Source organism: Marichromatium sp. PS1, assembly GCF_041155115.1.
Lineage (GTDB): Bacteria > Pseudomonadota > Gammaproteobacteria > Chromatiales > Chromatiaceae > Marichromatium > Marichromatium gracile.
The window spans coordinates 1,507,394-1,523,458 of record NZ_BAAFHB010000002.1 but is presented as its reverse complement, the minus strand read 5'-3'; the positions used below and the strand labels follow the sequence as shown (position 1 = coordinate 1,523,458).

At 69.2% G+C, this 16,065-nt stretch carries 8 protein-coding genes; 3 read left to right on the top strand and 5 right to left on the bottom strand.

Annotated features, from left to right (window positions below; translation table 11 throughout):
- Nucleotides 1–15: 15 nt before the first annotated feature.
- From serC to mtnA, 4 genes are all read right to left on the bottom strand, one after another.
- The gene (gene serC / locus ACAM26_RS08280; RefSeq protein ID WP_123142546.1) at nt 16–1,101 is read right to left on the bottom strand and encodes a 3-phosphoserine/phosphohydroxythreonine transaminase; all 1,086 of its coding nucleotides are present in this window, start codon (nt 1,099–1,101) and stop codon (nt 16–18) included.
- Nucleotides 1,102–1,134: 33 nt separating this feature from the next.
- Nucleotides 1,135–3,747 carry a DNA gyrase subunit A gene (gene gyrA / locus ACAM26_RS08275; RefSeq protein WP_123142545.1) on the bottom strand — a complete coding sequence of 871 codons (2,613 nt, stop codon included), beginning with the start codon at nt 3,745–3,747 and terminating at the stop codon, nt 1,135–1,137.
- Nucleotides 3,748–4,290: 543 nt separating this feature from the next.
- Nucleotides 4,291–5,340, bottom strand: a complete 1,050-nt coding sequence (locus tag ACAM26_RS08270) for an EAL domain-containing protein (protein WP_369613418.1) — start codon at nt 5,338–5,340, stop codon at nt 4,291–4,293.
- A 109-nt stretch (nt 5,341–5,449) separates the two neighbouring features.
- The gene (gene mtnA, locus ACAM26_RS08265; RefSeq protein ID WP_123139793.1) at nt 5,450–6,505 is read right to left on the bottom strand and encodes an S-methyl-5-thioribose-1-phosphate isomerase; all 1,056 of its coding nucleotides are present in this window, start codon (nt 6,503–6,505) and stop codon (nt 5,450–5,452) included.
- A 70-nt stretch (nt 6,506–6,575) separates the two neighbouring features.
- Between mtnA and ACAM26_RS08260 the strand changes: the two genes are divergently transcribed.
- The 3 genes from ACAM26_RS08260 to ACAM26_RS08250 all read left to right on the top strand — a co-directional run bounded on the left by ACAM26_RS08260 (nt 6,576) and on the right by ACAM26_RS08250 (nt 14,116).
- Entirely contained in the window at nt 6,576–7,892 is a 1,317-nt protein-coding gene (locus tag ACAM26_RS08260) for a TRZ/ATZ family hydrolase (RefSeq protein ID WP_123139794.1), read from the top strand.
- Nucleotides 7,893–8,101: 209 nt separating this feature from the next.
- Nucleotides 8,102–10,288 (top strand): tRNA(Met) cytidine acetyltransferase TmcA, encoded by a 2,187-nt coding sequence (locus ACAM26_RS08255; protein WP_369613417.1) that lies wholly within the window; start codon nt 8,102–8,104, stop codon nt 10,286–10,288.
- A 201-nt stretch (nt 10,289–10,489) separates the two neighbouring features.
- Nucleotides 10,490–14,116, top strand: coding sequence for an EAL domain-containing protein (locus ACAM26_RS08250; protein ID WP_369613416.1), 3,627 nt, complete (start codon nt 10,490–10,492; stop codon nt 14,114–14,116).
- Between the two features lie 6 nt (nt 14,117–14,122).
- Here the strand turns inward: ACAM26_RS08250 and parE are convergent, their stop codons facing one another.
- Nucleotides 14,123–16,009 (bottom strand): DNA topoisomerase IV subunit B, encoded by a 1,887-nt coding sequence (parE, locus tag ACAM26_RS08245; RefSeq protein WP_123139797.1) that lies wholly within the window; start codon nt 16,007–16,009, stop codon nt 14,123–14,125.
- Nucleotides 16,010–16,065: the final 56 nt, after the last annotated feature.

Below are 16,065 nucleotides of genomic sequence, written 5' to 3'. Positions count from 1 at the left end.
ACGCCCGGACGCGCCTCAGCCGTGACGACGCTCGAACTCGCGCATGAACGCGACCAGCGCCTCGACCCCGGACTCGGGCATGGCGTTATAGATGCTCGCGCGCATCCCGCCAGCCGAGCGATGGCCCTTGAGCGCGGTCAGCCCCGCGGCCGCGGCCTCTTCGAGGAAGCGCCCGTCGAGCGCCGGATCGGCCAGGGTGAAGGGGACGTTCATCCACGAACGCGACCCCGGGTCCACCGGATTATGGTAGAAGTCGGATGCGTCGATGGTGCCATAGAGCAGCGCCGCCTTGCGGGCGTTGATCTCGGCCATCGCGCCCAGCCCACCGTTCTCCCGGAGCCACTGGAACACCAGCCCGGCGAGGTACCAGGCATAGGTCGGCGGGGTGTTGTACATGGAGTCGGCGTCGGCGTGGACCTTGTAGTCGAACATGGTCGGGGTCGCCGCCTGCGGCTGGCCGAGCAGGTCGTCGCGGACGATGACGATGGTCAGTCCGGCCGGACCGATGTTCTTCTGCGCCCCGGCATAGATCAGCCCGAAGCGCGAGACGTCGATCGGGCGCGACAGCAGGGTCGAGGACATGTCGGCGACCAGCGGCACCACGCCGGTCTCGGGGACGTAGGAGAACTCGACCCCGGCGATGGTCTCGTTGGGGGTGTAGTGGACATAGGCCGCGCGCTCGCCGCTGAGCGCCAGCTCGTGCTGCGCCGGGGCGCGGCCGAGCGACTCCTCGACGGTGCTGGCGGCGACATTGACCGCGCAGTAACGCCGCGCCTCGGCGATCGCCTTCTTCGACCAGGTGCCGGTGTTGACGTAGTCGGCCTCGCCCTTGCCGCGCAGCAGGTTCATCGGCACCATCGCGAACTGGCTCGAGGCACCGCCCTGGAGGAACAGCACCCGGTAGTTGTCCGGGATGCCCAGCAACGCGCGCAGGTCGGCCTCGGCGCGCTCGGCGATGGAGACGAAGGCCTTGCCGCGGTGGCTCATCTCGGCCACGCAGGTCCCCGTACCATGCCAGTCGAGCATCTCCTCGCGGGCCTGCTGCAGCACCGCCTCGGGCAGCATCGCTGGCCCGGCGCTGAAATTGTACACTCGAGCCATTCTCACTCTTCCCCTAGCACAGAATCAGGATTGTCAATCGCGCGGCTCGGCATCCGCGCCCGCCTCGTCGGCAACATCCGAGGCATCGGCCTCGGCCTCCGCCGCCTCCTCCTCATCGAGCGCGACCACGCGCTCGACATAGGCCAGCCGCTCGCCGGCGCCGAGGTTGATCAGCTTGACGCCCTGGGCATCGCGCCCGACCACCGGGATCTCGTCGACCGAGGTCCGGATCAGGGTGCCGTGCTCGGTGATCAGCATGATCTCGTCGCCCGGCAGCACCAGCACCGCGCCGACCTGCTCGCCGTTGCGCTCCGAGGTGCGGATGGCGATCACGCCCTGGGTCCCGCGCCCCTTGGTCGGGAACTGGTCGACCGTGGTGCGCTTACCATACCCGTTTTCGGTGACGCTGAGCACGGTACCGGGCTCGGGCACCACCAGCGAGATGACGCGCTGATCGGGCTGCAGCTTGACCCCGCGCACGCCGTGCGCGGTCCGCCCCATCGCCCGCACCTGGTCCTCGGAGAAGCGTACCGCCTTGCCGGCGGAGGTAAACAGCATCAGGTCCTGGTTGCCGTCGGTGATCGCCACCCCGACGAGATACTCGTCCTCGTGCAGATCGATGGCGATGATGCCGCGCGAGAGCGGACGCGAGAAGTCCTGGAGCGGCGTCTTCTTGACCGTGCCGGCGCTGGTGGCCATGAACACGAAGTAACCGTCCTCGTACTCGCGCACCGGCAGCATCGCGGTGATGCGCTCGCCCTGCTCGAGCGGCAGCAGGTTGACCATCGGTCGACCGCGCGCGCTGCGTCCGCCCTGGGGCAGCTCGTAGACCTTGATCCAGTAGACCCGACCACGGCTGGAGAAGCAGAGCACGGTGTCGTGGGTGTTGGCCACGAACAGCCGATCGATGAAGTCCTCCTCGCGGAAGGAGGTCGCGCTCTTGCCGCGCCCGCCGCGGTGCTGGGCCTGGTAGTCGCTGAGCGGCTGGGCCTTGACGTAGCCCTGGTGGGAGAGCGTCACCACCAGGTCCTCGGGGGCGATCAGGTCCTCGAGGGTGAGGTCGGTGTGGTCGATCTGGATCTCGGTGCGACGCGCGCTGCCGAACTGCTCGCGGATCGCCTCCAGCTCCTCGCGGATCACCGCCATCAGCCGCTCGGGATCGCCGAGGATCGACAGCAGCTCGCCGATGCGGGCGAGGATCTCCTCGAACTCCTTGAGGATCTTCTCCTGCTCGAGCCCGGTGAGTCGGTGCAGCTGCAGCTCGAGGATCGCCTTGGCCTGGCGCTCGCTCAGGCGGTAGCCTTCATCGGTCATGCCGAAGCCGGGATCGAGCGTCTCCGGACGGGTCTGCTCGGCCCCGGTGCGCGACAGCATGTCGCTGACCGCGCCCGGCGCCCAGGCCCGCGTCATCAGTCGCTCGCGGGCCTCGGCCGGGCTCGGCGAGGCCTTGATGGTGGCGATCACCTCGTCGATGTTGGCCAGGGCGATGGCGTAGCCCTCGAGCACGTGGGCGCGATCGCGCGCCTTGCGCAGCTCGTAGAGGGTGCGGCGGGTGACCACGTCGCGCCGGTGACGCAGGAAGTATTCGAGGATCTGCTTGAGATTGAGGGTGCGCGGCTGACCGTCGACCAGGGCCACCATGTTGATGCCGAACACCTGCTGCATCTGGGTGTGCTGGTAGAGGTTGTTGAGCAGCACCTCGGGATGGGTGTCGCGCTTGAGCTCGATGACGATGCGCATGCCGTCCTTGTCGGACTCGTCGCGCAGCCCGTCCTGGGCGATGCCCTCGATCTTCTTCTCCTTGACCAGCTCGGCGATGCGCTCGAGCAGCCGCGCCTTGTTGACCTGATAGGGCAGCTCGGTGACCACGATCGCCTCGCGACCGCTGCGACTCTGCTCCTCGAAGTCGGCGCGCGCGCGCATCACCACCCGGCCCCGGCCGGTGCGATAGGCCTCGCGGATGCCACGTACCCCGTTGATCAGGGCACCGGTGGGGAAGTCCGGGCCGGGCACCAGCTCGATCAGCTGCTCGAGATCGACCAGGGGGTCGTCGATGATCGCCAGACAGGCGTCGATCACCTCGTTGAGGTTGTGCGGCGGGATGTTGGTCGCCATGCCCACGGCGATGCCCGAGGAGCCGTTGACCAGCAGGTTCGGGAAGCGCGCCGGCAACACCGTCGGTTCCTGCTCGGTGTTGTCGTAGTTGGGCGCGAAGTCGACCGTCTCCTTGTCGAGGTCGTCGAGCAGCGCATCGGCGATGCGGGTCATCCGCACCTCGGTGTAACGCATCGCCGCCGGCGGATCGCCGTCGACCGAACCGAAGTTGCCCTGACCGTCGACCAACAGGTTGCGCATCGAGAACGGCTGGGCCATGCGCACCATGGTGTCGTAGATGGCCGAGTCGCCATGGGGGTGGTACTTACCCATGACGTCACCGACGACGCGCGCCGACTTGCGATAGGCGCGATTCCACACGTTGCCCTGCTCGTGCATCGAGAAGAGCACCCGGCGGTGCACGGGCTTGAGACCGTCGCGGACATCCGGCAGCGCGCGCCCCACGATCACGCTCATGGCGTAATCAAGATAGGACTGACGCATCTCGTCCTCGAGATTGATGGGCAGGACTTCTCTGGCGAATTCTGGCATGGGTGTGGTGAACCGGCTGTAAGCGTGCTTGAGGGAACCTCAGAGCGAGGCCCCTGATGCGTGTTCTGAACCTGTCGATTCTACCACGCCGCGCCAAGGCACGCTGGAGACGATCGGCTGGGCGGGGAAGCAGCGACCAGGGAAGAGCGAACCGCCGAGAGGATCGAACCGCCAAGATACCGTCTTGCCCGTCAATCGCCGATCATGCACACCAGCCTCCCCGACTGGAGGCTGGAAGCTGATCGCTGGAAGCTGGTTCGAACCGCCAAGCCGCCAAGAGCGCGAAGATGGAGAAAGGCTTCCGGCCGCCAGCTTCCAGTGAAGGGGCTGGGGTGTCTCGTCGCGTCGCGGTTGACCGCAAACCGACACTGGAGGCTGCTTGCTGAAGACTAGTCGCTTTCTTCGCGCACTTTGCGGCTTTGCGGTTCAATCTCCTGGCGGCTGGCGGCTGGCGGCTGGCGGCTGGCGGCTGGCGGCTGGTAGCTGGTAGCTGGCGGCTGATAACTGGCGGCTGATAGCTGGCGACTGGCGGCGACCCTCCGCTCAGCCCCCGGCCGCCCCGGGACCGGGGCGTCCGAACAGATAGCCCTGGACCAGATCGGCGCCGTGACGGCGGACGTAGTCGAGTTCGGCCTCGGTCTCGATGCCCTCGGCGAGGAGTTCGATGTCGAGCTCGGCGGCGATGCCGGCGAGGGCGCGATAGATCGACTGGCGGGCGGGATCGCGGTCGATGTCGCGGATGATCTCCATGTCGACCTTGATGATGTCGGGGCGCAGCTGGGCGAGCAGGTTGAGCGAGGCATAACCGCTGCCGACGTCATCGAGCGCCACCCGGTAGCCGGCGTCGCGATAGTAGTCGAGGATGCGTTTGAGGTGCTCGATATCACCGACGCGCTCGGTCTCGACCACCTCGAAGACGATCCGACCGGGATCGATGCCAAGCTTGCGCGCCCAACCGACGGTGCTGCGCAGACAGTGCACCGGATCGTAGATCGCCGTCGGCAGGAAGTTGATGAACAGCAGCCCGTCGAGCCCCTGGGCGGCGGCGCAGTGCAGCGCCGCGGCACGCGCCTGACGATCGACCTGGAACAACAGGTCGTTGGCCGCAGCCAGCGAGAAGATCTCGCCCGGGAACATCAGCCCGCCCTCCGGCAACCGTCCGCGCAGCAGCGCCTCGTGCCCGACCACGGCACCATCGGCGATCGAGACGATCGGCTGGAACCAACTGACGAAGCGCTGGTATTCGAGGATCTCGAGCAGCGGGCGCGCCGCCAGCAGGGCGAACCAACGCTCCAGCGAATGGGCGCGGGTGAAGGCGTGAAAATCCAGGCCCTCTCCCGGAGCGAGCAACAGTGCCAGGATGCCCTCGCGCTCGAGGGCGTTGAACGGTTGATCGACCCGCAGTCGCTCGAGGAAGTCGAGCAGGCAGGTGTCGGGCAGGCGCACCACCATCTCCTCGACCCGGTGGACCAGCGGCGCCTGCTCGAGATAGCCGAGACACTTGTCGCGCAGCTCGCGCACCGCAAAGGTCAACAACAGCTCGCCCCGCGCCGAGGACGTCAGGGGCAGTGTCTGACAACGCGGACAGGCCATGAGGATCTCCATCTGTGAGGACCGCGGGTCAAGGGCCGGACCGCACAGGCCCGACCCCTTGATCTATGGATAACAGGCGCGCGGCCCAAGGTCCAACCCGACGCCCGCCTCAGCCCATCAGCGCGCGCATCCGTTCAGGGGTCGGCTCGAGCACCACCCCGCGCTCGGTGACGATGGCATCGACCAGTGCCGCCGGGGTGACGTCGAACACCGGGTTGCGCGCCGCGCAGCCCGCCGGCGCCACCGGGTTGCCGCCGCAGCCGAGCAGCTCGGCCGGATCGCGCTCCTCGATCGGGATCTCGGCGCCGGTGGCCAGCCCCATGTCGATGGTCGAGGTCGGCGCCGCGACCATGAAGCGGATGCCGTGATGACGCGCCATCACCGCCAGACCATAGGTACCGATCTTGTTGGCGACGTCGCCGTTGGCGGTGATGCGATCGGCGCCGACCACCACCCAGCCGACCCGCCCCTGCGCCATCAGGCTGGCGGCCGCACAGTCGGCCTGGAGGGTGACCGGGATGTCGTCCTGCATCAGCTCCCAGGCGGTCAGCCGCGCGCCCTGCATCCACGGCCGGGTCTCGTCGGCGTAGACCCGCTCGACCTTGCCCGCGGCGTGCGCGGCGCGCACCACGCCGAGCGCGGTGCCATAACCGCCGGTGGCCAGGGCGCCGGCGTTGCAGTGGGTGATGATCTCGGTCGGCGCGGTGATCAGCGCCGCGCCCAGCTCACCGATACGCCGGTTGGCCGCGCGGTCCTCCTCGTGCACCGCGCGCGCCTCGGCGAGCAGCGCGGCGAAGGGGTCGGCGGCACCCAGGGTGGCGATCAGCGCGCGCATCCGCCGAATCGCCCAGAACAGGTTGACCGCCGTCGGACGCGACCCGGCGAGCCGCTCCAGATCACCTTCGATGGCCTGCTTCCAGTCCGTCCCGGCGGCGGCGAAGGCGGTGCGCCCGGCAAGCGCCACGCCATAGGCCGCGGCCACACCGATCGCCGGCGCGCCCCGCACCACCATGTCGCGGATCGCCTCGGCGACGGCGGCGGCGTCATCGTAGGCCAGCACCTCGATACGCGCGGGCAGCACCCGCTGGTCGAGCAGATAGAGACGATCGTCCTGCCAGCGCACGGCGTCATCGGGGGTGGGGACGAACGGGGTTGCAGTTTCCATCAAAGGCTCCTTGTGGCATTTTGCGCGCATTGTCCCCGATTTTGCCGCCGTCACCAAAGGACCCCTATCGATGCAAGCCGAGCTCCTCATTCATGCCCCGTGGATTCTCCCGGTCGACGCCGCCGACAGCCAGCTCGACGACCATGCGATCGCGGTGTCCGAGGGGCGTATCCAGGCGCTGCTACCCTCGACCGAGGCGCGCGCCAGCATCGAGGCGCAACGCGAGATCGAACTCCCCGGCCATGTGCTCATCCCCGGGCTGATCAACGCTCACACCCACGCGGCGATGAGTCTGATGCGCGGGCTCGCCGACGACCTGCCGCTGATGACCTGGCTGCACGAGCACATCTGGCCGGCCGAGCAGCGCTGGGTCGATCCCGCCTTCGTCGGCGACGGCACCCGCCTGGCGGTGCTCGAGATGCTGCGCGGCGGCGTGACCTGCTACAACGACATGTACTTCCACCCCGAGGTCAGCGCCCAGGTCACCGCCGAGGCCGGGATGCGCGCGGTCATCGGCATGATCGTGATCGATTTTCCCACCGGCTATGCCGCCGACGCCGACGGCTATATCGCCAAGGGGCTGGCGCTGCACGAACGCTATCGCGATCATCCGCTGATCCAGGTCGCCTTCGCCCCGCACTCGCCCTATACCGTCTCCGACGCGCCGCTGGGCCGGGTGCGCACCCTCGCCGATCAGCTCGAGATCCCGATCCACATCCATGTCCACGAGACCCGCGACGAGGTCGCGCAGTCGCTGCGCGATCACGGCCAGCGCCCGCTGGCGCGGCTCGACGGGCTCGGGCTGCTCGACCCGGCGCTGCTGGCGGTGCACATGACCCAGCTCGAGGACGCCGAGATCGAGCGTCTCGCCGCCACCGGCGCCCATGTCGTCCACTGCCCCGAGTCCAACCTCAAGCTCGCCAGCGGCTTCTGTCCGCTCGCCAGACTGCTCGAGGCCGGGGTCAACGTCGCCCTCGGCACCGACGGCGCGGCCAGCAACAATGATCTCAGCATGCTCGGCGAGATGCGCACCGCAGCGCTGCTCGCCAAGGGCGTCTCCGGCTCGGCCGCCGCCGTCCCGGCGAGCGCCGCGCTGCGCATGGCCACCATCAACGGCGCGCGCGCCCTCGGGCTCGATGACGAGATCGGCTCGCTCGAGACCGGCAAGGCCGCCGACATCGTCGCCGTCGACCTCGGCGATGCCCACACCCAGCCGGTCTATCACCCCACCTCGCAGCTGGTCTACGCCGCCAGCAGCCATCAGGTGCGCCAGGTCTGGATCAACGGCCGCCAGGTACTGCGCGACGGTGCCCCGACCCTGATCGACACCGCCGACACCTTCGCCCGCGCCCGCACCTGGGGCGAGCGCCTGGCCGCGAGCGATTGAGCAACGCCGGGGCACAGTTGCAAGCTGTTGAACCGCAAAGACGCGAAGGACGCAAAGAAGGCAACAGTTTCCCGTGGGAGCCTGTATTCAAGCGTTGCATCGCCAGATCGCCTCTCCTCCAGCAGCCTTTCATCCCTTCGTGCGCTTCGCGTCTTTGCGATTCAAATCGCTCCCGCCAACACTGGCGACTGAAGGCTGACGCCTGAACCATGCCCACCCCGGCCCCGTCACCACAAGCAACGGCCATCGTCGCGCTGGCGCGGGCGCTGCGCGCCGAGGCGCTGGGGTGTCGACAGCGCCGGGTGTTGCTGGTCAGCGGCGAGGTCGGCTGGTGTGAGCGTCAGGCGCTGGCGGTGCTCGCGGCGCTGCCGGGGCTGGCGACGACCTGGCTCTCGGCACGCGCGAGCCCACCCCAGGCTGAACCGCTGGGCGCTGCCCGCAAGCTGCTCGGGGGCGAACTGGCGCTGCTGGTCTACGACGCCCACGGCGGCTTCGACCCCGATGCCTTCGGCGCCGCCACCGGCGCGCTGATCGGCGGCGGGCTGTTGCTGCTGCTGACCCCGCCGCTGGCCGAGTGGTCGACCCTGACCGACCCGCAGACCGCGCGCCTCGCCCCCTGGCCCCATCCGCCACAACCGGGCGGGCGCTTCATCGCGCGGCTGGCGCGGGTGCTGGCGAGCGACCCCGCACTGGCCCACATCGACCAGTCGCAGCCCCCTGCCCACTGGCCGCAACCCGCCCCCCGCGCGCCGGCCCCGGCCCCGCCGCCAGCCCCGGACGCCGAGGGCGCGGCGAGCGCCGATCAGGCGCGGGCGATCGCGGCGGTGCTGCGGGTGGCGCGCGGACGCGCTCATCGCCCGCTGGTGCTCAGCGCCCATCGCGGGCGCGGCAAGAGCGCGGCGCTCGGCATCGCCGCGCGGCGGCTGCTCGCCGAGGCCGAGGACTATCGCATCCTCGTCACCGCGCCCAACCGGGGCGCGGCGGCGACCCTGCTCGGACATGCCGGAAGCCACTCGGGGCTCGACTTCGTCGCCCCCGCCGACCTGCTCGACCGCCACCCCGCCGCCGATCTGGTACTGGTCGACGAGGCCGCGGCGATCCCCGCCCCCCTGCTCGAAGGGCTGCTGCACCGCTACCCGCGACTGGTGTTCGCCGCCACCGTCCACGGCTACGAGGGCACCGGACGGGGGTTCGAGCTGCGCTTTCGCGATGCGCTCGAGCGCCACACCCCGGGGTGGCGGCTCGAGCGGCTCGAACAACCGATCCGCTGGGCCGCGCACGACCCGCTCGAGACGCTGGGCTTCCGCGCCCTGCTGCTCGATGCGGCCATCCCCGCGATCGACCCGCCGAGCAGCACGACGCTCGCGGGCATCACCTGCGAACGCCTCGATCGCGACACCCTGGCCGGGGACGAGACGACGCTCGGGGCGCTGTTCGGGCTGCTGGTCCAGGCCCATTACCAGACCCGCCCGGCGGACCTGCGGATGCTGCTCGACGGCCCCGGGGTGCGGGTCTATGCCTGTCGGCTCGCGGGCCGGGTGGTGGCGACCCTGATCGCCAGCGCCGAGGGCGGCATCGACGACCCGGCGCTGCGCGCGGCGATCTTCGAGGGACGCCGGCGCCCGCGCGGTCATCTGCTGCCGCAGACCCTCTCGGCCCATGCCGGGCTGGCCGAGGCGCCGGCGCTGCGCGCGCTGCGGGTGGTGCGCATCGCCACCCACCCGGCGCTGCGCCGACACGGACTGGGCGCGCGACTGCTGACGACCCTGCAGGCGGCGGCGCGCGCCGAGGGCCTCGATCTGGTCGGCACCAGCTTCGGCGCCACCCCTGAGTTGCTCGCCTTCTGGCGCCACCAGGGCTGGCGACTGGCGCAGGTCGGCACCAGCCGCAACGCCGCCAGCGGCGAACACGCGGTGGTGCTGCTCGCGGCCTGCTCGGCGGCGGGTGAGCGACTGGCGACCCGCGCCGAGCGCCGACTCGGCGCGCGGATCGGGGTCTTGCTTGCCGGGCCGTTGCGCGCCCTCGACCCGAGGATCGCCGCGGCACTGCTCAGCGCACTGCCCCCGCCGAGCCGCAACGCCCTGGAGGAGGACATCGCCGAGCTGCACGCCTTCGCCAACGCCCACCGCACCCTCGAGGCGAGCCTCGCGCCACTGGCCGGGCTGACGCGGGTGCGGCTCGCCGAGACGCTGCGGGCAGGACGGATCACCCCGGACGAGGCGGCACTGCTGGTCGCCTGCGCACTCCAGCTGCATGCCCCGGCGACACTGGTCGAGCGCTTCTCCGCGAGCGGCCGAGAGGCGCTCACCGAGCAGCTCAGGATGGTCACGGGACGATTGCTGGAAGCGGCCATGCCGGGGGCAGGTGCCGACAAGACCACACCCCGGACACCCTGAGCCTGACACCGCGATCCGACCAGGGATGACGCCGCTGGAATCGACTGGAAAGCGATCGCATTTCCCCCTCGGGGCCGTGCGTTCGAGGTCCAACTGCGTCTACACTGCCAGTGGATGCCCACAAGCTGCCAGCCGCCCCTTTCAAGCTCGACCTGGATTCGCATGCCGGACAGTATCGCTACCCCGATCCGAATTGGCCTGATGCCGCCGCTCACCGGCCTGGTCTCGCTCTACGGCCCGGAGATCTCCTGGGCCGGGCGTATCGCCTGTGTCGAGATCAACGCCGCCGGCGGGGTACTCGGCCGCCCCCTCGAACTGGTGATCGTCGACGACGGCAGCCAGCCCGAGACCGCCGTACCGACCGCCGCCCGACTGATCGACACCCATCGCTGCGTGGCACTGATCGGCAACCTGCTGTCGAACTCGCGCATCGCCGTGGCCGGGCGGGTCTCGCAGCCACGCCGCGTGCCCTATCTCAACTTTTCCTTCTACGAAGGCAGCATCCACCACCGCTATTTCTTCAATTTCGCCGCCCTGCCCAACCAGCAGATCGATCATATGATCCCCTACATGGCGCGGCTGGCCGGCCCCAAGATGTTCTTCGCCGGCAGCAACTACGAGTGGCCGCGCGGCTCGATCGACGCGGCCAAGCGCGCGCTCGTCGCCTGTGGCGGCGAGGTGGTGGGAGAAGAATATCTTCCCTTCGGCAGCGCCCGGCTCGGCGCCCTGCTCAACCGGGTCGAGCGCTCCGGCGCCGATGTCTTCGTGCCCTACTTCGCCGGGGCCGACCAGATCGAGCTGCTCAACCGCTTCGACCAGCTCGGTCTCAAGTCACGCATGGCCGTGGTCATGGGCCATTTCGACGAGGCCATGGCCGCGCACCTCGCACCCGAGGTGCGCGAGGGCTTCTATTCGAGCAGCACCTATTTCATGGGCCTCGACACCCCGGCCAACCACCGCTATCTGCGCGCGCTCGCCGCCCTCCCCGAGGTCGAGGCGCTGCACCCCGAGGGGCGTGGCGTGCTGACCAACTTCGGCGAGGGCACCTATGTCTGCGTGCACGCCTTCGCCCAGGCAGCCAATTGCGCCGGCTCGGTCGAGCCCGAGGCGCTGGTCGAGGCGCTCGAGCAGGTCGTCATCGAGGCGCCACAGGGAGAGGTACGGATGGATCCGATCACCCATCACGCGGCGGTCAACGGCCATCTGGCGCGCTGCGACTTCGCCGGGCGTTTCGAGATCATCGAGTCCTTCGGCCTTACCGCCCCTGAGATCCCCGAGCGTTACTCCCACCTGCAGCGGCGACCGCACCCCGACGACGCCGGAGACAAGCCCGACGGGCAGGAGCACGAGACCAGGGCCGTGGTCCCCCAGGTCGCCGTGGTCGGTGTCGACGACCGTGACCGGATCGAGTACGTCAACCGGGCACTGCTCAAGCGCTGGGGGATCGCCGAGGAGTCCGAGCTGCTCGGCAAGCCGATCACCCTGCTCTGGGCCGAGGCCGACGAACCACTGGCCGAGGCGCGCCGCAACCTGGCCGAACAGGACGAGTGGCAAGGCATGCTGCAGGCACGCCTGAACGACGGCAGCCTGCGCCAGCTGGCCGTGGTCGCCGAACCGACGCTGCGCGCCGATGCCCGCGCCGGCTACACCCTGGCCTGTATCGACACCGAGCCACCATCGGCCAGCCAAACCTCGCCCTTCGGCCCCGAGCAGATGCTGTCGATGGCCGATGTCGCGGTGCTGGCCATCAGCGCCGAATCGATGGTGATCGAGGCCAACCGGCGCGCCGCCGAGCTGTTCGGCTATCGGGGCGACGAGATGGTCGGGCTGGCGCTCGAACAGCTCATCCCGCCGCAATACCGTCAGCGCCACGGCCAGCTCATCCAGCGCTTCCTCAATGGGCCGGAGCACGAGCGGCGGATGGGCATGCGCACCGAGGTCAGCGGATACCGCAAGGATGGCTCGTCCTTCCCCGCCGCGGCCTCGATCTCCAAGGTGATGAGCAACGGCGAGTGGGTACTGGTGGTCACCCTCAGCGACATCACCGACCGCAAGGTGGCCGAGGAGGAACTGGAGTGGCGTGCCTCGCACGACACCCTCACCGGACTGCCCAACCGCGCGCTGATCCGCGAACGGCTGGCCCACGCGCTGACCCGCTCACGCACCCAGGGACACGGGGTGGGCGTGCTGTTCATCGATCTCGACGGCTTCAAGCTGGTCAACGACAGTCACGGACACGCCACCGGCGACGCCCTCCTGAAGGGCATCGCGCAACGACTGGTCAGCCATGTCCGACCCGGCGACACCGTGGCGCGACTCGGTGGCGACGAGTTCGTGGTGCTCTGCGACCGCGTCGACACCGCGGCGACCCTCACCGCGCTCGCCGAGCGCATCAACGACCTGCTGCGCGAGCCGCTGCAACTCAACCAACACCAACTGTTCGCCACCGCCAGCATCGGCGTGGCGCTCGGTCACGGCACCACCCACAATGCCGATGACCTGCTGCGCAACGCCGACGCGGCGATGTACTCCGCCAAGGAGCAGGGACGCGACGGCGCCCGGCTGTTCAGCGAGGAGATCCACGAACAGGCGCGCCGGCGCTTCGATATCAGCAACGGGCTGCGCCAGGCGATCGAACGCGACGAGCTGGAGGTCCGCTTCCAGCCGATCCTCAGCGTCGATACCCTGCAGATCCGTGGCGCCGAGCTGCTGCTGCGCTGGTTCCCGAGCGCCGGCGAGGTCTCACCGGCACACTTCGTGCCGATCGCCGAGATGAACGGGGCGATCGTGCCGATCGGCAAGTGGGTCTTCCGTCAGGCCTGTCTGGCCGAGGCCGAGTGGCGCGCCAGCTTCGGCGCGCGCGCCCCTTATATCAGCGTCAACGTCTCGGCGCGCCAGCTCAACGACGCCACCCTGGTCGATGACTTCGTCGCCATCCTCGAGGCCACCGGAGCCGATCCCGAGCGCATCCTGCTCGAGCTCACCGAGACCTCGCTGATGAGCAACGTCAACTTCAATCTCGGCATGCTGCGCCGACTCGCCGAGCGCGGGCTGCGAGTGGCGGTCGACGACTTCGGCACCGGTTACTCGTCGCTCGCCCAGCTGCTGCGCCTGCCGGTGAGCAGCCTCAAGATCGATCGCGAGTTCGTCGACGGACTCGACAAGCGTCACGACAGCCGCGCCATCGTCTCGGCCGTCTGCAGCATGGCGCGCGCCATGGGACTCGGGGTGATCGCCGAGGGGGTGGAGAACCCCCGCCAGTTCGACTATCTGCGCGACATGGGTTGCGACCACGTCCAGGGCTATCACTTCTATCGCCCGCTGACCGCGCAGACGATGCGCGAGCTGCTCGGTGCCGCGCCGTCCGAGACCACGGTGCTCGCCGAGCACGACCTCTACGCCCTGCTCTATGTCAGCCAGGCCACCGAACCGATGAGTCCGCGCGAGCTACAGGAGCTGCTCAAACAGTCGCGCGAGTCCAATCGACGCCAGGGGCTCACCGGCTTCCTGCTCTATCTCAACGGCAGCTTCATGCAGTTGCTCGAGGGCAGTCGTCCCCGCCTGCTGCGCCTGCTGCAGCAACTGCGCGAGGATCCGCGCCATCACGGCGTGCGGGTGGTCTACGAAGGGGTGGTGAAGCAACGCATCTTCGCCGACTGGAGCATGGGCTTTCGCGACCTCGAGCACCTCGAGGACGACTACGACTTCGCGCGCTGGCGCGCGCGCACCCTCAACTTCGTCGACATGTCCGAGGATGCGCGTGCCTGCTTCAACCTCATCGCCGCCTTCGCCACGCAGACACAGGAACAATCGCGCAACGCACGCTGAACCGCATCAGAGTTCGGCCAGGTCCCCCTTGTGCTGCAGCCAACGGCGCCGGTCGGCGGCGCGACGCTTGGCCAGCAACATGTCGAGCAGCTCGCCGCTGCCATCCTCCGGATCGACGGTGAGCTGAACCAGCCGCCGGGTGTCCGGGGCGATGGTGGTCTCGCGCAGCTGCGCCGGGTTCATCTCGCCGAGTCCCTTGAAGCGCTGCACCCCGACCTTGCCGCGGATGCCTTCGGCGGCGATGCGATCGAGCACGCCGCGCTTCTCGTCCTCGTCGAGGGCGTAGAAGACCTGCTTGCCGACATCGATACGATAGAGCGGCGGCATCGCCACATAGACGTGTCCCTCGGCGACCAGACGAGGGAAATGCCGCAGGAAGAGCGCGCACAGCAGGGTGGCGATATGGGCACCGTCGGAGTCGGCGTCGGCGAGGATGCAGATCTTGCCGAAGCGCAGCCGCGAGAGGTCCTCGCTGCCCGGATCGACACCGATGGCCACGGCGATGTCGTGCACCTCCTGCGAGGCGAGCACCTCGGCGGGGTCGACCTCCCAGGTGTTGAGGATCTTGCCGCGCAGCGGCAGGATCGCCTGGAACTCGCGATCGCGCGCCTGCTTGGCCGACCCCCCGGCCGACTCGCCCTCGACCAGGAACAGCTCGCTGCGCTCGGGGTCGGTGGCGGTGCAGTCGGCAAGCTTGCCGGGCAGCGCCGGTCCCTGGGTGACCTTCTTGCGGGTGACGGTGCGCCCGGCGCGCAACCGCGCCTGGGCCGCGCCGATGGCCAACTCGGCGATACGCTCGCCGGACTCGACGTGCTGGTTGAGCCACAGGCTGAAGGCATCCTTGACCACCCCGGAGACGAAGGCTGCGCACTCGCGCGAGGACAATCGCTCCTTGGTCTGGCCGGAGAACTGGGGGTCGATCAGCTTGACCGAGAGGATATAGGCGATGCGGCTCCAGACATCATCCGGGGTCAGCCGCACGCCGCGCGGGAGCAGGTTGCGGAACTCGCAGAACTCGCGCACCGCCTCGGTCAGCCCGGTGCGCAAGCCATTGACATGGGTGCCACCCTGCAGTGTCGGGATCAGGTTGACATAGCTCTCGGCCACCGGCTCGCCGCCCTCGGGCAGCCACACCAGCGCCCAGCTCGCCGCCTCGTTGGTGCCCTGCATGTCGCCGACGAAGGGCTGCTCGGGGAGGCGCTCGACGCCGCCGAGCGCCTGCAGCAGATAGTCCTTGAGTCCGTCCTGATAGCACCAGCAGTGCTCCTCGTCGGCGGCCTCGTCGCGCAGTCGCACCTCGAGCCCGGGGCAGAGCACCGCCTTGGCGCGCAGCAGATGGATCAGCGCACGCACCGCGATCCTGGGGCTGTCGAAATACTTGGGGTCGGGCCAGAAGCGCAGCCGGGTGCCGGTGTTGTTGCGCCCGACACTGCCGACCACGGTCAGCTCGCTGACCTTCTCGCCGTCGGCGAAGGCCATGTGCGACTCCTGACCGCCACGACGCACCCACACCTCGAGGCGATTCGACAGGGCGTTGACCACCGAGACGCCGACACCATGCAGGCCGCCGGAGAAGCGATAGCTGCCGCTGCCGAACTTGCCCCCGGCATGGAGCTTGGTGAGGATCACCTCGACGCCCGGCTGGCCGAGCTGGGGGTGCAGATCGACCGGCATGCCACGACCGTCGTCGGCGACCTCCAGCGAGCCATCGGCGAACACCACCACTTCGATGCGCCTGGCATGGCCGGCGAGCGCCTCGTCGACGCTGTTGTCGATCACCTCCTGGGCGAGGTGGTTGGGGCGGGTGGTGTCGGTGTACATCCCGGGGCGCTTGCGCACCGGGTCGAGACCGCTGAGGACCTCGATGGCTGAGGCGTCGTAGTTGCCGGTCATGGCCGTGCTGGATCTTCCTGTGGCGGGGTGATGGACGAGAACGAGCGGTGCGCAAG